At 63.6% G+C, this 17,482-nt stretch carries 19 protein-coding genes, 3 tRNA genes and 1 rRNA gene; 16 read left to right on the top strand and 7 right to left on the bottom strand.

The window, feature by feature from the left end:
• A 5S ribosomal RNA gene (rrf, locus tag DU505_RS23160) occupies nucleotides 1-77 on the top strand; the annotation flags it as partial.
• A 146-nt stretch (nucleotides 78-223) separates the two neighbouring features.
• Nucleotides 224-1,018 carry a substrate-binding periplasmic protein gene (locus DU505_RS21660; protein ID WP_114481047.1) on the top strand — a complete coding sequence of 265 codons (795 nt, stop codon included), beginning with the start codon at nucleotides 224-226 and terminating at the stop codon, nucleotides 1,016-1,018.
• Nucleotides 1,019-1,078: 60 nt separating this feature from the next.
• On the opposite strand, the gene hisC is transcribed toward DU505_RS21660, so the two are convergent.
• Entirely contained in the window at nucleotides 1,079-2,134 is a 1,056-nt protein-coding gene (hisC, locus tag DU505_RS21655) for a histidinol-phosphate transaminase (protein WP_114481046.1), read from the bottom strand.
• A 126-nt stretch (nucleotides 2,135-2,260) separates the two neighbouring features.
• On the opposite strand from hisC, the gene DU505_RS21650 reads away from it, so the two are divergent.
• From DU505_RS21650 to mnmH, 5 genes are all read left to right on the top strand, one after another.
• Nucleotides 2,261-3,157: an AEC family transporter gene (locus DU505_RS21650; RefSeq protein WP_114481045.1), complete on the top strand. Its 897-nt coding sequence runs from the start codon at nucleotides 2,261-2,263 to the stop codon at nucleotides 3,155-3,157.
• Nucleotides 3,158-3,274: 117 nt separating this feature from the next.
• Nucleotides 3,275-3,724, top strand: a complete 450-nt coding sequence (locus tag DU505_RS21645; RefSeq protein WP_114481044.1) for a copper resistance protein NlpE N-terminal domain-containing protein — start codon at nucleotides 3,275-3,277, stop codon at nucleotides 3,722-3,724.
• A gap of 113 nt (nucleotides 3,725-3,837) precedes the next feature.
• Nucleotides 3,838-5,214 carry a DNA repair protein RadA gene (gene radA / locus DU505_RS21640; RefSeq protein ID WP_114481043.1) on the top strand — a complete coding sequence of 459 codons (1,377 nt, stop codon included), beginning with the start codon at nucleotides 3,838-3,840 and terminating at the stop codon, nucleotides 5,212-5,214.
• Between the two features lie 56 nt (nucleotides 5,215-5,270).
• A complete protein-coding gene (gene selD / locus DU505_RS21635) occupies nucleotides 5,271-6,308 on the top strand; it encodes a selenide, water dikinase SelD (protein ID WP_114481042.1) in 1,038 nt (345 codons plus the stop codon).
• Complete coding sequence (mnmH, locus tag DU505_RS21630) at nucleotides 6,305-7,426, top strand: tRNA 2-selenouridine(34) synthase MnmH (RefSeq protein ID WP_114481041.1); 1,122 nt, start codon at nucleotides 6,305-6,307, stop codon at nucleotides 7,424-7,426. Before selD ends, mnmH begins: the two co-directional genes overlap by 4 nt.
• A gap of 7 nt (nucleotides 7,427-7,433) precedes the next feature.
• Here the strand turns inward: mnmH and DU505_RS21625 are convergent, their stop codons facing one another.
• Nucleotides 7,434-8,129 (bottom strand): type 1 glutamine amidotransferase, encoded by a 696-nt coding sequence (locus tag DU505_RS21625; RefSeq protein WP_114481040.1) that lies wholly within the window; start codon nucleotides 8,127-8,129, stop codon nucleotides 7,434-7,436.
• 52 nt (nucleotides 8,130-8,181) lie between these two features.
• Between DU505_RS21625 and DU505_RS21620 the strand changes: the two genes are divergently transcribed.
• Together DU505_RS21620 and DU505_RS21615 are read left to right on the top strand one after the other, a co-directional pair.
• A complete protein-coding gene (locus tag DU505_RS21620; protein ID WP_114481039.1) occupies nucleotides 8,182-8,475 on the top strand; it encodes an MGMT family protein in 294 nt (97 codons plus the stop codon).
• Between the two features lie 54 nt (nucleotides 8,476-8,529).
• Nucleotides 8,530-9,120, top strand: coding sequence for a YjaG family protein (locus DU505_RS21615; RefSeq protein WP_114481038.1), 591 nt, complete (start codon nucleotides 8,530-8,532; stop codon nucleotides 9,118-9,120).
• A 21-nt stretch (nucleotides 9,121-9,141) separates the two neighbouring features.
• Here the strand turns inward: DU505_RS21615 and DU505_RS21610 are convergent, their stop codons facing one another.
• From DU505_RS21610 to hisB, 5 genes are read right to left on the bottom strand one after another with little or no spacing between them, the layout of a single operon-like run.
• Entirely contained in the window at nucleotides 9,142-9,669 is a 528-nt protein-coding gene (locus DU505_RS21610; protein ID WP_181872903.1) for a hypothetical protein, read from the bottom strand.
• Nucleotides 9,670-9,692: 23 nt separating this feature from the next.
• Nucleotides 9,693-10,466 (bottom strand): imidazole glycerol phosphate synthase subunit HisF, encoded by a 774-nt coding sequence (hisF, locus tag DU505_RS21605; protein ID WP_114481037.1) that lies wholly within the window; start codon nucleotides 10,464-10,466, stop codon nucleotides 9,693-9,695.
• Between the two features lie 4 nt (nucleotides 10,467-10,470).
• The gene (gene hisA / locus DU505_RS21600; protein WP_114481036.1) at nucleotides 10,471-11,229 is read right to left on the bottom strand and encodes a 1-(5-phosphoribosyl)-5-[(5-phosphoribosylamino)methylideneamino]imidazole-4-carboxamide isomerase; all 759 of its coding nucleotides are present in this window, start codon (nucleotides 11,227-11,229) and stop codon (nucleotides 10,471-10,473) included.
• 47 nt (nucleotides 11,230-11,276) lie between these two features.
• Nucleotides 11,277-11,918 carry an imidazole glycerol phosphate synthase subunit HisH gene (hisH, locus tag DU505_RS21595; RefSeq protein WP_114481035.1) on the bottom strand — a complete coding sequence of 214 codons (642 nt, stop codon included), beginning with the start codon at nucleotides 11,916-11,918 and terminating at the stop codon, nucleotides 11,277-11,279.
• Between the two features lie 29 nt (nucleotides 11,919-11,947).
• A complete protein-coding gene (hisB, locus tag DU505_RS21590; protein WP_114481034.1) occupies nucleotides 11,948-12,541 on the bottom strand; it encodes an imidazoleglycerol-phosphate dehydratase HisB in 594 nt (197 codons plus the stop codon).
• A gap of 190 nt (nucleotides 12,542-12,731) precedes the next feature.
• On the opposite strand from hisB, the gene DU505_RS21585 reads away from it, so the two are divergent.
• From DU505_RS21585 to DU505_RS21555, 7 genes are all read left to right on the top strand, one after another.
• Nucleotides 12,732-13,187 (top strand): acetyl-CoA sensor PanZ family protein, encoded by a 456-nt coding sequence (locus DU505_RS21585; protein WP_114481033.1) that lies wholly within the window; start codon nucleotides 12,732-12,734, stop codon nucleotides 13,185-13,187.
• Entirely contained in the window at nucleotides 13,184-15,529 is a 2,346-nt protein-coding gene (locus DU505_RS21580) for an AsmA family protein (protein ID WP_114481032.1), read from the top strand. Before DU505_RS21585 ends, DU505_RS21580 begins: the two co-directional genes overlap by 4 nt.
• A 100-nt stretch (nucleotides 15,530-15,629) precedes the next feature.
• Nucleotides 15,630-16,715 (top strand): A/G-specific adenine glycosylase, encoded by a 1,086-nt coding sequence (gene mutY, locus DU505_RS21575; RefSeq protein ID WP_114481048.1) that lies wholly within the window; start codon nucleotides 15,630-15,632, stop codon nucleotides 16,713-16,715.
• 122 nt (nucleotides 16,716-16,837) lie between these two features.
• The gene (locus DU505_RS21570) at nucleotides 16,838-17,110 is read left to right on the top strand and encodes an oxidative damage protection protein (RefSeq protein WP_114481031.1); all 273 of its coding nucleotides are present in this window, start codon (nucleotides 16,838-16,840) and stop codon (nucleotides 17,108-17,110) included.
• Nucleotides 17,111-17,203: 93 nt separating this feature from the next.
• Nucleotides 17,204-17,279: transfer RNA gene (locus DU505_RS21565), tRNA-Phe, on the top strand.
• Nucleotides 17,280-17,285: 6 nt separating this feature from the next.
• Nucleotides 17,286-17,360 (top strand) — tRNA-Gln (locus tag DU505_RS21560).
• A 45-nt stretch (nucleotides 17,361-17,405) separates the two neighbouring features.
• Nucleotides 17,406-17,481 (top strand) — tRNA-Thr (locus DU505_RS21555).
• Nucleotide 17,482 lies beyond the last annotated feature (1 nt).

Raw genomic sequence — 17,482 nt, 5'->3', positions numbered from 1 at the left:
CCGAACTCAGCAGTGAAACCGCTCAGCGCCGATGGTAGTGTGGGGTCTCCCCATGCGAGAGTAGGTCATCGTCAGGCATTTATCCCAAAACCCCAGCTTCCAAAGAGGCTGGGGTTTTTTCGTGGCGTCTCGAAAATGTAATCTTCAGAAATATAACGTTACAATTTGATGCTGTTCTTGTTTAAAGGTTATGCTGCAAGCAAAGTCGTGAAAAGGGGCTGCCATGATAAGGCTACTAGGGGGCTTCCTGGCGACTCTCTGCCTGATGGCAGGGGCAGCTTCCCATGCGGCAGAAGAGAAACGTGTGCGGATTGCCACTCTCTACGATTACCCCCCCTATGGATTCTATGAAGGCGGCATGGCTCCTCCGATCCTGGAGGTGATGTTACCCCCCGGTAGCGATGTTGCCAGGTTCCAGGGCTACAGCTGGGACATCCTGCGTGAAAGCTTTCATGCCCAGGGCTATACCATTGAGCTGGTCATCACTCACTGGGCGCGAGCGATGGCGAGTGTCAGAGAGGGTAACGTCGATCTGCTCTATCCGACTGGCATGAACTCCGAAAGGCTGGCCTATTTTTCCTATTCCGAGTCGCCGATCAACGATGCCGCCTTCCGGGTCTACGTCAACCAGGACACGGACATCGAGTGGCAGGGCCTGGCTTCGCTGGAGGGCAAGACCATCGGCATGGTCCGGGGCTACAACTTCGGCGATGAATGGTCCGAACAGGAAGAGGTATCGAAGTACCCACTCAACAGCATCGAGCAGGGGTTTCGCATGCTGCAACGGGGGCGGCTGGACGGCTTTGCCGGCTACGAAACGAACTGGGACTATGTGCTCAAGGAGATGGGGCTGCGGGGGCAGTTCGACAAGTTGCCTGAGTTTGGTTCCAGCAAAGAGTATGTGGTTGGCTTGAAGGACAACCCCGACACCGAGCGACTGCTGCGCGATTTCGATGCGGGGCTCCAAGCCATTCGGGAAAGCGGCGAATATCAACGCATTGTGGAGCGTTGGCGCTGACTGTCACTTCAAAATGGCCTTCACAGATGGCCATCGATAGCCGTCGTCGGCACGATGGCCTCAGCTGCAGAGTGCCTCCAGCACCTCGATCAGGGAGTCCATTTCGTCGTCGGTGCCGATGGAAATGCGCAGAAAGTTGCGCAGCGCATCGGTATTGAAATGGCGCACCAGAATGCCCCGCTCCCGCAGCCCGACGAAGAGCTGAGCGGCATCGAAGTCGGGATGTTCCACCAGCACGAAATTGGCCTGGGAGGGCAATGTCTCGAAGCCCAGCTCCTTTAGACGCTTGACAGTCCGCTCACGGGTCGTGATGACCTTCCCTCGACAGGCATCGAAGTGCTCGCGGTCCTCGAGCGCGGCGATGCCGATGGCGCTGGCCAGGCTGTCGATGGGGTAGGAATTGAACGAGTCCTTTACTCGTTCGAGGCCTTCGATCAGTTCACGCGTACCGATGGCATAGCCAAGGCGCATCCCGGCCAGGCTGCGGGATTTGGAAAAGGTACCGGTAACCAGTAGGTTTGGGTGGCTCGAGACCAACGGAACGACGCTTTCGCCGCCGAAATCGACATAGGCCTCATCGACCAGTACGACACGGTCGGTGATGCGCTCCAGCAGCGCGGCAATGGCATCACGTGAGTGGCCATGGGCGGTAGGGGCGTTGGGGTTGGCGAAGATAACGCCGGCACTATTCGCGGAGAAAGCCGAGAGATCGACACGCCACTGGTCATCCAGTGGCAGGGTACGTCGCTCGATGCCATACAAGCGGCAATAGACCGGATAGAAGCTGTAGGTAATGGCCGGCATCTCGAGCGGTTCGCCGTGACAGAAGAAGGCCTGGAAAGCCAGCGCCAGCACTTCATCCGATCCGTTGCCGACGAAAACCTGTTCGGGCTCTACGCCGTATTCGCGAGCCAAGGCCTGGCGCAGGGCACGAGACTCCGGGTCCGGGTAGAGGCGCAGGTGGTCGGCGGGATACTCGCGCAGCACCGCCTCGACGCTAGGTGCCGGCGGGTAGGGGTTCTCGTTGGTGTTCAGCTTGATCACGCGTTCCCGTGGCTGCTCTCCCGGCACATAGGGGGTCAGCTCGCGCACGGCGGGGCTCCATAACTGGCTCATGCTCTCTCGCTTGGCTCGATGACGTGAAACTTTAGCCCATGTTGACCTGAGCGGCGTGACCGCGCAAGCCGTCGACGTGCTAGCCTAGGCGCACTTGAGCGAAACCGAATACCCGGAACCCTTTCGATGACCGCACAGATAATCGCCACGCTGCTACCGGTATTTCTGATCGCAGGCTGTGGCACCCTCTACGGGCGTTTTCGCACTCCCGATATTCGCAGCCTCAATACTCTCAATATGGAAATTTTCGTGCCGATGCTGGTGTTCGCCGTCCTGGCGGACCGGCAGGCACCGTTGGCGGAGTATGCCGGGCTGGCACTGGCGGCGGCGGTGGTGGTGCTGGGCTCCGGCCTGGTGCTGTGGCCGGTGGCCAAGCTGCTGAAGCTGGAACCAAAGACCTTCCTGCCACCGATGATGTTCAACAATTCGGGAAATATGGGAATCCCGCTGCTGGTGCTGGCTTTCGGTGAAGCAGCCCTGCCGGCGGCGGTAGTGCTCTTCATCGTCGAGATGCTGCTGCACTTTTCCGTGGGGCTCTATATTCTCAGCCCTCGTACGCCGTTGTGGCGACTGCTGCGTATGCCCATCGTACTGGCAAGCCTCGCCGGGCTGGGGTTCAATCTGGGAGGGGTGCCATTGCCGGGGTGGCTGCTCGAGGCGCTGCATATGTTGGGTGGCGTCTGCATCCCTCTGATGCTGTTTGCGCTGGGGGTGCGCATGCTGGATATCGACTTCGGTGACTGGAAGACCGGGCTGCTCGGCGCCGTGCTCTGCCCGCTATCGGGGTTGATCCTGGCTGTGCCCATGATCCTGTGGCTGGAGCTGACCGGGCTGCAGGCAGCGTCACTCTGGGTATTTGCTGCCTTGCCACCGGCTGTGCTCAACTACCTGGTGGCCGAGCAGTACAAGCAGGAGCCCCACAAGGTGGCCTCGCTCGTGTTGATCGGCAACTTGGGAAGCCTGGTGGTAATGCCCATCGTTCTGGCTTTGGTGTTCATGCACGTTTATCCTGGCGCCAATTGAAGGCATCCCCCGGGAACCCCACGAGGCGGAGGCTGTCTGCTGAAGCTGAGAGGGTTTATGCTGTGAGACAGGCTGCCGTAGTTCACGGCGTCAAGCCCATAGGTTAGGAGTAAGAAAATGCAAATAAGGACCCTGCTGGCTGGCTCGGCCATGCTGGCCTTCCTGGCCGGCTGTGCAGCCGGCCCCATGGATGATCGTGCCGACCCGGCAATGGATGACGACGAAGTGGCTTACCAAGGCACGCTGCCCTGCCGGAACTGCGCGGGGATCGATCTGAACGTGCGGCTCATGGGTGATGAGCAGAGCTCCCTGGAGGAGCGTACTTTCGCGCTGAATGCCAGCTATCGCGAACACCCGCAGAATCCGCCGGACGAGAACTATGCCGGCAACTGGGAGGTGCTGAGCGGTACCGCAGTCGATCCCGATGCCACGGTCTACGAGCTGACTCCCGATGGTGAAGGGCAGATCTACTACTTCCTGCGTATCGACGAGTCAACGCTGGAACTGATCGATCCCCAGCGGCGCCGGTTCCAGAACAACGAAGCCTTGCAGCTGCAGCGCCTGTAAATATTGCGGGTTTGGTAGGAACCGAAGGCGGCCTTCTGGCCGCCTTCGTGCGTCTGGGTGCAGCCCTGCGGGCGCCTGTTAGAATGATGCGGTCATCTGGGAGAGGGGCCGGCATGGCCAAAGCGAAAAGTGCTTTCGTTTGCACCGAGTGCGGTGCGGAATACAGCAAGTGGCAGGGCCAGTGTTCGAGCTGCCAGGAGTGGAATACCCTGACCGAGGTGAGGCTGTCCGCCGTCCGTCCCGGGGCGGCCACGTCGGGTGCTCCCGGTCGCAGCGGTTACGCGGGAAACCTTTCCCGTGAAGTGATCGACCTGGGCAATGTCGATCTTTCCGAGGTGCCGAGACTCTCCTCGACCTTCGATGAGTTCGACCGGGTATTGGGGGGCGGCCTGGTGCCCGGCTCGGCGGTATTGTTGGGCGGGCACCCTGGCGCCGGCAAGTCGACTCTGCTGCTGCAGACCGCCTGCAAGCTGGCCCAGTCCCGCCAGGTGCTCTATGTCACCGGCGAAGAGTCGCTTTCCCAGGTGGCGATGCGAGCCCACCGCCTGCAGTTGCCCACCCGTGGTCTCAAGATGCTGGCCGAGACCAGTGTGGAAACGGTGCTGGCCGTCGCCGAGCGAGAGCGCCCGGAAATTCTGATCATCGACTCGATTCAGACCATGCATCTGGAGGATATTGCCTCGGCCCCGGGTGGGGTGGCGCAGGTGCGAGAGTCGGCCGCTGCCCTGACCCGCTTCGCCAAGCAGAGCAACACCGTGCTGCTTCTGGTGGGCCACGTCACCAAGGATGGTTCGCTGGCGGGCCCCAAGGTGCTTGAGCACATGATCGATGCGTCGCTGCTGCTCGAGGGGGGAGCCGACTCGCGCTTCCGTACCCTGCGGGGGCAGAAGAATCGCTTCGGTGCAGTCAACGAGCTTGGCGTGTTCGCCATGCTTGAGCACGGGCTCAAGGAAGTGAAGAACCCCAGTGCGATCTTTCTTTCACGCAGCGAAGCGCTGGCCTCGGGTAGCCTGGTCATGGTGGTGTGGGAGGGGACCCGGCCACTGCTGGTGGAAGTGCAGGCGCTGCTCGACGAATCGGCCCTGGGCAACCCGCGCCGCGTGGCTGTGGGGCTCGATCCGAACCGCCTGGCCATGCTGCTGGCGGTGCTGCATCGCCATGGGGGCCTGTTTACCGGCGATCAGGATGTCTTTCTCAACGTGGTCGGCGGGGTCAAGGTGCTCGAGACCAGCGCCGATCTGGCGGTGCTGCTGGCGGTGGTCTCCAGCCTGCAGAACCGCCCCTTGCCGCGCGAACTGGTGGTGTTCGGAGAGGTCGGGCTATCCGGCGAGATACGCCCGGTGCCCAGCGGCCAGGAGCGTATCGTCGAAGCGGCGAAACACGGCTTTACGCGGGCCATCGTGCCCAGGGCCAACGCGCCGAAACGCGCCCCGGCAGGCATGGAGGTGGTTGCCGTGGACAAGCTTGCCGATGCCCTGGAGGCCCTGTGAGGCAACAGGGGCTCACTGATATAGAATGGTTGATAGGAACTGCCAAGGAGAACGAGATGAGTGCAATCCGCCTGACCCAGTACAGCCATGGCGCGGGGTGTGGCTGCAAGATCGCCCCTGACGTACTCGACAGCATTCTGGCCAAGGCTGGCCCGGGTGCGGGCCACAAGCAGCTGCTCGTCGGCAATCAGGGGCGTGAGGATGCCGCCGTCTACGACCTGGGTGACGGCCGCGGCATGATTGCCACCACCGACTTCTTCATGCCCATCGTCGACGATCCATTCGATTTCGGGCGTATCGCTGCCACCAATGCGATCAGTGATGTCTATGCCATGGGCGGCACGCCGGTACTGGCCCTGGGTATTCTTGGCTGGCCGCTGGACAAACTGGGGCCGGAGATCGCCGGCGACGTGGTGGCCGGGGCCCAGTCGGTATGCCGTGAACTCGGTCTCGCCCTGGCTGGCGGACACTCCATCGATGCCCCCGAGCCGATCTTTGGCCTGGCGGTCAATGGCCTGGTGGACCTCGAACACCTCAAGCTCAACAAGGGGGCACAGGTCGGCGACCTGCTCTTCCTGACCAAGCCGCTGGGGGTGGGCTTTCTGACCACGGCGGAGAAGCAGGGGCTGCTGGAGTCCGGGCACCAGACCCTGGCCCGGGAGACAATGCTGAAATCCAACCAGATCGGCATGGACCTTGCCAAGGTAAAGGGCGTGCATGCCATGACCGACGTCACCGGCTTCGGCCTGGCCGGTCACCTTTCCGAAGTGTGTGCCGCCAGCGATGTAGCGGCCCGGATCGATTTCCGGCGCCTGCCACGACTGGCCGAGGCCGAGGCCTATCGCCGCCGTGGCGCAGTACCGGGCGGAACCCTTCGCAATCGGGAGGCCCTGGGGGCTGTCCTCAAGGAGATGGACGAGCCGCACTGGCAATGGCTCTGCGACCCCCAGACTTCCGGTGGCCTACTGATCTCGGTTCATCCTTCCTGGCAGGATGACGTGGAGCGCATCGGCCGTGCTCACGGCATCGAGCTGGTCCCGTTCGGTGAGATCATTCGGGCCGGTGGGACGGCGCTGATAGAGGTGCGCGGATGAGCCTGCCGCTGGTCGAGCCCGATCTATCCCTGCTGCGAGAGAGACGCGTGCTGATCGATGTGCGCGCACCGGTCGAGTTCGCCCAGGGCGCCCTGCCCGGTGCGGTCAACCTGCCGCTGATGGATGACGAGGAACGTCGCCTGGTCGGCATCGAATACAAGGAGCGCGGCCAGCAGGCGGCCATCGAACTCGGCCAGCGGCTGGTCAGTGGTGGCATCAAGGACGCACGGGTAGCGGCCTGGCACTCCCTGCTGCAGGCGCAGCCCGGGGCCATCATCTACTGTTTTCGCGGGGGTCTGCGTTCGCAGATCGCCCAGCAGTGGCTGGCCGACGCGGGGCTCGAACGACCCCGCATCGACGGCGGCTGGAAAGCCATGCGGCAGGGGTTGTGTGCACGCATCGACGCTGCCGCCGAGCAGCCGATGCTGGTAGTTGGCGGGCTCACCGGTTGCGCCAAGACGGCGCTGATTCAGGCGCTGGGCAATGGCCTGGACCTGGAGGGCTGCGCCCGACACAAGGGTTCCGCCTTTGGCCGCCACCCGCTGCCGGCACCCTCTCAGATCGATTTCGAACACGCCGTGGGGCTACGTCTGCTCTCGCTTGACGGTCCACTGGTGGTGGAGGACGAGTCACGTCAGATCGGCGCGGCCAGCGTGCCGCTTGCCTTCTGGCGAGCCATGGAACAGGCGCCGCGTATCCGCGTGGAGATGCCGCTGGACTGGCGGATCGGCCAGATCCAGAAGGACTACATCGATGATCTTTGGGCTATCTACCGTCACCAGTGCGGTGAATGGCTGGGCTGGACGCTGATGCGCAAGCAGCTCGCCACCGCGCTGTCGCGACTGAGGAAACGGCTGGGCAGTGCTCGCCTGGCACGTATCGCCAGGCTCCAGGCCCTGGCGTTTCGCGAGCACGAGCGCGGCAATACCCAGGCCCACGAGGCATGGTTGGCGCCGCTGCTGACGGAATATTACGATCCCATGTACCGCTATCAGTTGGAGCGCCGCGATCCCCAGCGGTTCCTGCACGTCGGCGACTGGGACAGTTGCCTGGCAGCCGCTCGGTCCTGGTCGGCCGAAGCGGCGCGCCACGGCTCGGGGCGGCTGCAGCCAGCCTGATTCCCGCTCAGGCGGGAGCGCTTCGCAGCCATTGACTCAGCAGCCGATCGAGCAGTGGTGCGAGCCGGTCGAAGCGCGCCGTGTCGGCCAGGATCGCTTCTCGAGCCTGCACGTGTGGGCTCGCCTCGCTGCCTTTCGGTTGTCCCTCGCGGTCCAGCAGCTCTGTCACGCCGGCGCGGGTCACTTCGATATGGCACAGCAGGCCCAGGGCTCTGCCCGCATCCCAGGCGAAGCCCTGGACGGGACTGACCGAGCTGCCGCCCAGCGGCAGGGCGTCGTCGGGCAGGGCGAAGACATCGCGATGCCACATGAACGCCGTGAACCGTTCCGGCAGATCGAAGGGGCTCTCGGGGGCAAGGGTCACTTCGTGCCAGCCGACTTCGGCAAAGGTGCCACGGCCCACCGTGGCGCCCAGTTCCGCGGCGATCAGCCTGGCGCCCATGCCGATGCCCAGCAGTGGCTTGTTGCCATCCAGTGCCCGGGCGATCAGCTTGCGCTCGCGCTTGAGCCAGGGGTGGGCTGCGGCATCCTCGATATCCATGGCACCGTCGAGCACGATAAGAGCATCGCAGTCGGCCAGGTCGGGGGGTGCCTCACCGGCGTGGAGATGAAACACCGTGTGGCTGTGGCCCATGCTGTCCAGCCAGTCGGCGATGCGGGCGGGGCCGTGGTGAGGGCTGTGTTGAAGCAGGTGTAGATGCATGGGAACCTCGCCATCGATGGAATACGAAACATGACAGGGGGCGCAAGGGTACATGAAGCCGGCGTTGCGAGAACAGATATTGACGATCATTGCCGAGATACCGGCGGGCCGCGTTACCACCTATGGGCGCATTGCGGCGATGACCGACGGCGGCACGCCGCGGCTGGTGGCCAGGGCGCTGCGGGACCTTCCGCAAGGGCATGATCTACCCTGGTTTCGCGTGATCACGGCGTCGCGTCGCCTGGCCGACCATCCCGGAGCCATCGAACAGCGCGCACGGCTGGTCTCCGAAGGCGTGCTGTTCGATGGCGGTGGGCGGGTTGCCAGCGAGGTCCTGTGGCCATGATGCCTCTGTCGTACTTGCCCTCACACCAAGACCCTCATTTTGCGGAGAAAATCCATGAGCCAGCCAACCGGTGGCTTTCATCAGCGTCTTCAGGCCCTTTCGCCGCGTCAGCAGCAAGCCTTCATGGCGGCGCTGTGCGAGCGGATGCTGCCCAACTATGCGCTCTATGCGCAGACGACCGGAGAAGGGAACCCTGCCGGCCTCAGGGCGATTCTTGATCTGGTATGGGAGCAACTGGCGGTCAAGGAGGCGCGCATCGACTTCGACCGCCAGGCCGAGAAGCTGGCCGAACTGGAGCCGGCGGCGACGGATGATAGCTTCGGCGTTCGCCGGGCGATGGAGGCGGTAGTGGCGATGTCGGCGCTGCTGGATACGCTGCGTGGCGAGGCCCCAGAGGCGGTGCTGGAAGTCAGTCGTGTCTCCAAGGGCGGGGTGCGTGCTTTCATCGAGCTCACCGAAGGGGAGGAGGACGCGCAGCGTCTGGCAGCCCGCATCCGGGAGCATCCACTGATGGCGGACGAAAACGACTTCCAGGACGCGGTGCTTGAAGCCGCTGAAGGCCAACTGGACCGCGATGCGCTCAAGGCGTTGCGTCGGCTGGGTCGTAACGAGGGTGTGAGCAATCTGGGTCTCGAAGCAGACTAGACGAGGTTCAGCCGACCTTCCCTAGAATCGGATGCCGCCGAGGACCATCGCGCCAGCGGTGCCGAAGACGATCAGGTCGGTCTCGAAGCGTCCCCACTGCAGCCCCAGGCTGGGCAAGGCAGCCGGTGCGGTGCCAAAGCGGTTGAAGGGAATGTTGTCCTGATATTCGCCCCGGTAGCCATGCAGCAGTCCAGCGGTCAGCTTGGCTCTCACGGTGATGTCTTCGGTCGGCTTCCAGAAAGGAAATTCACGTCCGGCATAGAGGTAAACGGCTTCCTGGTCGAAGGAGCTGAGGAAGCGGGCGCCTCCGACCAGCCAGCGCTGAGGATTGTGCAACTCAAGGCTGATCAGCTCCTGATGATTGTTGTGGTCGGGCTGAGGGCTGAAATGGCGGGTATAGAGACTGGTCTGCAGTAGCACATGACTGACCTCCAGCTGTGGCGGCCAGGTCGCCTGCTGTTCGGCCATGGCCGCCTTCGAGGGCAGCAGGAGTGCCAGCGACAGGCAAACAGCGACCAGCCGGCAAGTTCTCATCCATGACGGTGTCACGATAACACTCCAGAGAGTCTCTGCTAGAGACGCATTTCGATACCGCGTTCGGCCATGTAGCGCTTGGCCTCGGGAATGGTGTATTCGCCAAAGTGGAAGATGCTGGCCGCCAGCACCGCATCGGCGCCACCTTCCAGCACGCCATCCACCAGGTGGTCCAGCGTGCCGACGCCGCCCGAGGCGATCACCGGCACAGTCACCGCGTCAGAGATGGCCCGGGTCACGCCCAGGTCGAAGCCCGACTTGGTGCCGTCTCGGTCCATGCTGGTCAGCAGCAGTTCGCCGGCACCGAATTCGACCATCTTCTTCGCCCATTCCACAGCGTCGAGACCGGTCGGACGGCGGCCACCATGGGTAAAGATCTCCCAGCGCGGCGGCTCGCCTTCGCCGGAGACCCGCTTGGCGTCGATGGCCACCACGATGCACTGGCTGCCGAAGCGGTCAGCGGCCTCGCGCACGAAGTCCGGGTTGTTCACTGCCGCGGTATTGATCGACACCTTGTCGGCACCGGCATTGAGCATGGTGCGAATGTCGTCGCAGGTACGGATGCCGCCGCCCACGGTCAGTGGAATGAACACCTCGCCGGCGATGCGTTCGACCATTTCGACGGTGGTGTCGCGGTCTTCGTGGCTGGCCGTGATATCGAGAAAGGTGATCTCGTCGGCGCCCTGGAGGTTGTAGCGCTGGGCGATCTCCACCGGGTCGCCGGCGTCGCGAATGCCGATGAAGTTGACGCCCTTGACCACGCGGCCGCCGTCGACGTCGAGACAGGGAATGATACGCTTGGAAAGACCCATCTTTTCAGCTCCCGGCTCGGTCGAGCCCTGCAGTCAGTTCATCGCATAGCCGCTGGCCCGTGGCCACGTCCAGCGAGCCTTCGTAGATGGCGCGGCCGGTGATGGCGCCGAGTATGCCCGGTTCACCGGCGGCGACCAGTGCGCGCAGATCCTCGAGGTCGGTGACGCCGCCGGAGGCGATCACCGGCAGGCCGCCCTCACGGGCCAACTGGGCCGTGGCCTCGACGTTGACGCCATTCATCATGCCGTCGCGGGCGATGTCGGTGTAGACGATACTGGAGACTCCGTCATCGGCGAAGCGCTTGGCCAGGTCGGTGGCCTTGACGCTGGAGACCTCGGCCCAGCCGTCGGTGGCGACGAAGCCGTCACGGGCATCGAGTCCGACGATGACATGGCCGGGAAAGGCGCGGCACATCTCGCCGACGAAGGCGGGCTCCTTGACGGCCTTGGTGCCGATGATCACGTAGGAGACCCCGGCGGAGAGATAATGCTCGATGGTCTCGGCGGAGCGGATGCCGCCGCCGATCTGGATCGGCAGTTCCGGCCAGCGCCGGGCGATGGCCGTCACTGCCTCGCCGTTGACCGGCTTGCCCTCGAAGGCGCCGTTGAGATCGACCAGATGCAGGCGGCGCGCACCGGCCTCGACCCAGCGCGCGGCCATGGCCACGGGGTCGTCACCGTAGGTGGTGGCGTCATTCATGCGACCCTGCTTCAGCCGTACGCACTTGCCGTCCTTGAGATCGATGGCGGGGATTACCAGCATGTCAGTGTCCTCGGTTGGCGCAGCCTCTGGGGCTACTGCATTACGCGTCAGGGCGTCCAGTTGATGAAGTTTTCCAGCAGCTTGAGTCCGGCCCGGGAGCTCTTCTCCGGGTGGAACTGGACGGCAAAGGTGGCGTCGCGTCCGATGGCCACATGGGCGTTGACCCGACCATACTCGGTGGTGCCGAATACCGTGGCATCGTCGCTGGCCTCGGCGTAATAGCTGTGCACGAAATAGAAGTGCTCGTCCTGGTCGATGCCGTTCCACAGCGGATGGTCATGATGCTGATGCACCAGATTCCAGCCCATGTGCGGCACCTTGAGGCGTTGCTCGTTGGCATCGCGCATGTCGGTCGGGAAGTGCTTCACCTCGCCGGGGAGGAAGCCCAGGCAAGCGATACCGCCGTTCTCCTCGCTGTGATCGAGCAGCATCTGCTGTCCGACACAGATGCCCAGCAGCGGCTTGCTCTGGCTGGCCAGGAGTTCCAGGACGAGGCCGCGCAACTCGGTCTTTTCCAGTTCGCCCATGCAGTCGCGGATAGCGCCCTGGCCTGGCAGCACCAGACGAGTGGCACCGCGAATGCAGCGAGGGTCGCGGGTGATGATCACATGCTCGTGGGTGACGTGCTCCAGGGCTTTGGCAACCGAATGCAGATTGCCCATCCCGTAATCGATGACGGCAATGGTCATGGAGGCTCCTCAGTTTTCGGTCGTCGAAACTACAGACAGCCCTTGGTGGACGGCATCTGGCCGGCCATGCGCGGGTCCGGCTCAACGGCCATGCGTAGCGCGCGACCGAAGGCCTTGAAGATGGTTTCCGCCTGATGGTGGGCATTGAAGCCCTTCAGGTTGTCGATATGCAGCGTGACCCTGGCGTGATTGACGAAGCCCTGGAAGAACTCCCAGAACAGCTGGGTATCCAGGCGGCCGATGGCGGCGCGGGTGAACTCGACATCCATGAACAGCCCGGGGCGGCCGGAGAAGTCTATCACGACCCGGGAGAGTGCTTCGTCCAGCGGTACATAGGCGTGGCCATATCGGCGAATGCCGCGCTTGTCACCGATCGCCTGAGCGAATGCCTGGCCGAGGGTGATGCCGAGATCTTCTACGGTATGATGATCGTCGATATGCAGATCGCCCACCGCCTTGATGTCCAGGTCGATCAGGCCGTGACGCGCCACCTGATCGAGCATGTGATCGAGGAAGGGGACGCCGGTCTCACAGGCCAGCCGGCCTTCGCCATCGAGATTGACGGTCACCGTGATCTGGGTTTCCTGGGTGTCACGGGTTACCGTGGCGATTCGCTCGGACATGTCGGACTCTCTCTCGCGCTTTCTCGCGTCGGCATGGGTGGGCCCGGGAGGCCCTGACGGTACGGCTACCGGGCAGGCAAGTCGGTTCTTGCCATCATGGGGCCGTTCATTATAGAGAATCGAGCCCCCCATCCGCTACAATGCGCCCATCACAGCGGCGGCCCTGAGCCGCGGCCCAGGGAGATCCACCATGCCGGTTACGCTTCATATCGTCGATCACGCCGCCTGGGCTTCGGATGCGCAGGCCCGGCATGACCTGCCGCGCATCTATGCCGATGCACCGGTAGAGCGGCTCTCCGTGCCGGTGGACGACTTCATTCGGCACCATCTCGAGGCTGGCCACTTCTTCGGCTGCGCCCGCTTCAATGAGCGCCTGCTGGGTGCCGTTGCCGTGCGTGGCGACAGCGAAGCGTGGTGGCTCTCGGAGCTCTGCGTGCGCAAGACAACCCGCCGGCGTGGCGTGGGCTCCCGCCTGCTGGCACTGGTCAGTAGCGCTGCGGCCGCCCAGGGGCTCGACCTGCGCGCCCCCGCCTCCCAGCTGCCAATGGCCGACCAACTGTTGCTTTCCCGGCTGGGCTATCGCTTGCACGCGGCCGGAAACTATTTCGAACTGGCTCCACCGCTGCAAGGAGGCGGTAAACCATGAAGCGACTCTTGCAAACCCTGCTGGCGGCCATCGGCGTATTGGGCGTGGCGGTGGTAGCAGCGGTGGTCTACGTCACCACCTTCCTCGATCCGGAGGACTTCAAGCCGCGCCTGATCGAAGTGGTGCGCGAGCATAGCGGCATGGAGCTGACGCTGAATGGGCCGCTGGCATGGTCGTTCTATCCTCGGCTGGGGGTGAGCGTGGAGCGGGTGGAGAGCCACTTGCCCGATCAGGCGCCGGACGCACCTCCCTTCCTGGCCTTCGACAAGGCCGAGGTAAGCCTGGCGTTTGCCCCCCTGCTACGTGGCGAAATCGGCATCGAAGGCCTTACCCTGGACGGCATGCAGCTTCGGCTGGTGCGAGACGAACAGGGGCAGGGCAACTGGGAGCCGCTGCTACAGCGCCTGGATGAACGGCGCGAGGGTGCCGAGTCGGCGCTGGCACCGGCCAGTGCTGGGCCGAGCATGGAGGGCAGCAACCTGGCCGTGGCGCTCAACATCGCCAACGTCCAGGTGCGTAATGGCGCCGTAGGCTTCCGCGACCTGGCGGCAGAAAGTGAGTGGCTGCTCGATGATGTCAGCCTTTCCGGCACCAACGTCAATCCGGAGCGCGCCTTTCCCCTCAAGACCTCCTTTACCTTGACCTCCTACGGGACGCTGGACTGGCGAGAGCTCGAGCGAACGCCGAGGCTGGCCAGCACGATTTCCCTCGAGGGCCGGGTGCGCCTGGCTCTGGCCCAGCGGCGCTATGTCCTGGAAGGCTTGAAAATGAGCACGGCGACTCGTCTGGGCGGTGTCCAGGGCCGGCAGCAGGCTGACCTGACCGGCCAGGAGCTGGTGCTGGACCTGTCACGCCAGCGCCTGCAGCTGCAGGAAGGGCGCCTGGAAGGGAGTGTCCAACACCCTCAACTAGGGGAGTCGGCCATCCCACTGGCACTGGCCTTCGCCCTGGAAGCGGACCTGGCGGAAAGCACGGCTCAGCTACGCGACCTGCTGCTCACCGGCCCCGATGACCTGCGGTTGAGCGGCAATCTCAACCTGGCCGGGCTTGATGACGCGCCTTCCTACAGCGGCCAGGTCAGTCTGGCACCCTTGTCGATGCGGCCCTGGCTTGCGCGCATCGATCGGCTACCCGCCATGGCCGGCCCCCAGGCGCTCTCCGATGTGGCACTGACCAGTCCCATACGGGGTGATTTGAGTCGGGCAGAGCTTTCCGGTCTGACGCTGGTACTGGACGACAGCACTTTCACCGGTAGCCTGGGCATGGGCTTCGACGGTCGTATGCTGGCACTGGCCCTGCAGGGTGACAGCCTTAATCTGGATAATTATCTGCCCCCGCCTGAGGGAGCGGAACAGAGCGCTTCCAAGCGTGGCTTCTTTGGTATCCGTAAGGCCCATGCCGATGAAGCCGCACCCCTGGTTCCCGTGGAGTGGCTTTCCGAGCTTACCCTCGATGGCGGCGTCGAACTCGAGGGCCTGCAGCTGGGTGGACTTACCTTCACCGATGTGAGCCTGGCGATATCCGGTGGCGATGGACGCCAGCGCCTGGATCGATTCGGCGCCAAGCTCTATGGTGGCGAGATGAGGGCGAGTGGCGAACTCGACCTGGCACGTGACCCGATACACTGGCAATTGTCCCCCGAGCTGTCCAGGGTGCGCCTGGAACCCCTGCTGCAGGCGCTTTCCAAGGAAGAGGAGCCCTCTCCTCTGCGTGGGCGCCTTTCCCTTGAGGGTGTGCTGGAGTCGCGCTACAACACCTTGCCCGCACTCAGGCGCAACCTGAACGGGCGGTTGAGTGGCCATATCGACGAGGGCGCGTTGCTCAACGTCAACGTCTCCGAGGAGCTGTGCACCCTCGCCGCCATGGTCGAGGGCAAGGAAATCGACAGGGACTGGAGCGATGACACGCGTTTCGAGCGTGCCGAGGCTAGCCTGCGCATCAGCGATGGTGTTGCCCGCAGCGAAAGCATTCTGGTCGCCATCCCCGGGATCGACATGGATGGCGAGGGAGAGCTGGACCTCGTCACCGAGCGCTTCGACCTGCGCGCCGCGGCAGGCTTCGTCGACGGTTCCGAAGCGGCCTGCTCGGTCAATCCGCGGCTGGAGCGCGTGCCCCTGCCGGTGCGCTGCTCGGGCGAGCTCGGCGGCGACAGCAGCGAGTGGTGCCGTTTCGATCGCAACGCCTTCCAGGCCACTTTGGTCGAGCTCCTGCGTGACGAAGTCTCGCGCCGTGCCGGCGGCGAGATCGAACGTCGTCTGGAGCGCCCCCTGGAACGACTCGAAGAGCGCTTGGGTGAAGACGGCAAGGAACTTCGCGATGCACTGCGCGGTCTATTCAACTGAGCATCAAGCAAGTCAGTTTCTGCGCCGACTTCCCTAGTCGGCGCTTTTTTTCGTGCTGCTTTTCTTCAGGGTGTTTTTGCCGATGACGCCGATGACGCCGATGACTGAGATGCCGATGCCGGTGCTTCCCCCGGGCGAATTCCAGCGCCGTCTGCTGGCCTGGTTCGACCACCATGGGCGGCATGATCTGCCCTGGCAGCAGGAGCGCTCGCCCTACCGGGTCTGGGTATCGGAAATCATGCTGCAGCAGACCCAAGTTGCCACGGTGATTCCCTATTTCGAGCGCTTCATGTCACGCTTTCCCGATGTCGCCGCCCTGGCCAAGGCTGAACAGGACGAGGTGCTGCACCTATGGACGGGGCTGGGCTATTACGCCCGTGGGCGCAACCTGCACAAGGCAGCCCGCGAGATCGCTCACCGCCATGGCGGCAAGTTGCCGCTGGAGCTCGAGGCCTTGTCCGAGCTGCCAGGGATCGGGCGTTCCACCGCGGGTGCGATCATCGCCCAGAGCAGCGGGCGGCGGGCGATCATTCTCGACGGTAACGTCAAGCGCAGCCTGGCCCGGTTGCATGCCGTGGAGGGGTGGCCGGGACGTACGACCGTGGCCCGTCGCCTCTGGGCCCTGGCCGAGCATTACACCCCCGGGGAGCGCCTGGTCGACTATACCCAGGCGATGATGGACTTCGGCGCGACCCTGTGTCGGCGTGGGCAGCCCGACTGCATGTCCTGCCCCTTCGCGGATGTCTGCGTGGCCCACCGCCGAGGTGAGGAGCGCCGCTTTCCCGAGTCGAAGCCCCGGAAGGTGTTGCCAACGCGCACCACCCGGATGCTATTGCTGCAGGACCCCGAGGGGCGGGTGCTGCTCGAGCAGCGCCCCTCCAGCGGTCTCTGGGGTGGGCTCTGGGGGCTGCCCCAGTTCGACGACACCACGTCGCTCGAGGCCTGGCTGGACAGCTACGCTCCGGGTGCCGTGCTCGGCCGCGCCTGGTCCCCCTTCACCCATGTCTTCAGCCACTTTCGCTTGGAGATCACGCCGCAGCCGGCCCATTGCGGTGCCACCTTGGCTGTGGACGAATCGCGCTGCTGGTACGATCCTGGCAATCCTGCCAGCATCGGACTGGCCACGCCGGTCAAGTCGTTGTTGATGACGCTGCCGCCATTCTCGCTCGAGCCCCCGGCGAGCTGAGCCTCGGCACGATCCAAGCCCAGATGATTCAGGGTTCAAGCCACTCAAGACCTAAGCTTTGTCCGAAAAGTCGCCGAGCGCAGGCAGTTTTCAGACAAAGCGTAGAAACAGGGAGAGCCACCATGAGCCGTACCGTATTCTGCCGCAAGTATCAGCAGGAGCTAGAAGCATTGCCCTTTCCGCCGCTGCCGGGCAAGAAGGGGCAGGACATCCAGCAAAATGTCTCTAAAAAGGCGTGGGAGGAGTGGCAGGCGCTGCAGACCCGTCTGATCAACGAGAAACACCTGAACATGCTCGAACCGGAGTCACGGAAGTATCTGAACGACCAGATGGAGCGCTTTCTCGATAACCGCGAGACCGACCAGGCCGAGGGCTACATTCCGCGGGACCAGTGAGCGGGCGTGCACCGATGCCATTTCGGCATCTTCATGAAACGGAAGGGCTTGACGCCTAAGGCCGTATCTTGTTTAATACGCACCGTTGGCAGCGGCCAGATAGCTCAGTTGGTAGAGCAGGGGATTGAAAATCCCCGTGTCGGCGGTTCGATTCCGTCTCTGGCCACCAAACTGCTGGGGTATAGCCAAGTGGTAAGGCACCGGTTTTTGGTATCGGCATTCCCAGGTTCGAATCCTGGTACCCCAGCCACGCCAACGCTTTTCCGATTCTGCAGTTCGCTTGGATCGGTCCCGAGCCGGCATAGCTCAGTTGGTAGAGCAACTGACTTGTAATCAGTAGGTCCCGGGTTCGACTCCTGGTGCCGGCACCAT

It is taken from the genome of Billgrantia montanilacus, assembly GCF_003336675.1.
GTDB classification, from domain to species: domain Bacteria; phylum Pseudomonadota; class Gammaproteobacteria; order Pseudomonadales; family Halomonadaceae; genus Halomonas; species Halomonas montanilacus.
Note: the sequence above shows the minus strand (reverse complement) of the source record. Positions and strands in the feature narration are given on the sequence as shown.

Excerpts from the sequence above, each read along its gene's own strand:
- mutY (WP_114481048.1), top strand. The coding sequence starts at position 15,630 with ATGACTGAGATGCCGATGCCGGTGCTTCCCCCGGGCGAATTCCAGCGC.
- DU505_RS21650 (WP_114481045.1), top strand. The coding sequence starts at position 2,261 with ATGACCGCACAGATAATCGCCACGCTGCTACCGGTATTTCTGATCGCA.
- hisC (WP_114481046.1), bottom strand. The coding sequence starts at position 2,134 with ATGAGCCAGTTATGGAGCCCCGCCGTGCGCGAGCTGACCCCCTATGTG.
- DU505_RS21645 (WP_114481044.1), top strand. The coding sequence starts at position 3,275 with ATGCAAATAAGGACCCTGCTGGCTGGCTCGGCCATGCTGGCCTTCCTG.
- DU505_RS21625 (WP_114481040.1), bottom strand. The coding sequence starts at position 8,129 with ATGCATCTACACCTGCTTCAACACAGCCCTCACCACGGCCCCGCCCGC.
- DU505_RS21660 (WP_114481047.1), top strand. The coding sequence starts at position 224 with ATGATAAGGCTACTAGGGGGCTTCCTGGCGACTCTCTGCCTGATGGCA.
- DU505_RS21570 (WP_114481031.1), top strand. The coding sequence starts at position 16,838 with ATGAGCCGTACCGTATTCTGCCGCAAGTATCAGCAGGAGCTAGAAGCA.
- hisB (WP_114481034.1), bottom strand. The coding sequence starts at position 12,541 with ATGTCCGAGCGAATCGCCACGGTAACCCGTGACACCCAGGAAACCCAG.
- hisH (WP_114481035.1), bottom strand. The coding sequence starts at position 11,918 with ATGACCATTGCCGTCATCGATTACGGGATGGGCAATCTGCATTCGGTT.
- DU505_RS21580 (WP_114481032.1), top strand. The coding sequence starts at position 13,184 with ATGAAGCGACTCTTGCAAACCCTGCTGGCGGCCATCGGCGTATTGGGC.
- selD (WP_114481042.1), top strand. The coding sequence starts at position 5,271 with ATGAGTGCAATCCGCCTGACCCAGTACAGCCATGGCGCGGGGTGTGGC.
- mnmH (WP_114481041.1), top strand. The coding sequence starts at position 6,305 with ATGAGCCTGCCGCTGGTCGAGCCCGATCTATCCCTGCTGCGAGAGAGA.
- DU505_RS21585 (WP_114481033.1), top strand. The coding sequence starts at position 12,732 with ATGCCGGTTACGCTTCATATCGTCGATCACGCCGCCTGGGCTTCGGAT.
- radA (WP_114481043.1), top strand. The coding sequence starts at position 3,838 with ATGGCCAAAGCGAAAAGTGCTTTCGTTTGCACCGAGTGCGGTGCGGAA.
- hisF (WP_114481037.1), bottom strand. The coding sequence starts at position 10,466 with ATGGGTCTTTCCAAGCGTATCATTCCCTGTCTCGACGTCGACGGCGGC.
- DU505_RS21615 (WP_114481038.1), top strand. The coding sequence starts at position 8,530 with ATGAGCCAGCCAACCGGTGGCTTTCATCAGCGTCTTCAGGCCCTTTCG.
- DU505_RS21620 (WP_114481039.1), top strand. The coding sequence starts at position 8,182 with ATGAAGCCGGCGTTGCGAGAACAGATATTGACGATCATTGCCGAGATA.
- hisA (WP_114481036.1), bottom strand. The coding sequence starts at position 11,229 with ATGCTGGTAATCCCCGCCATCGATCTCAAGGACGGCAAGTGCGTACGG.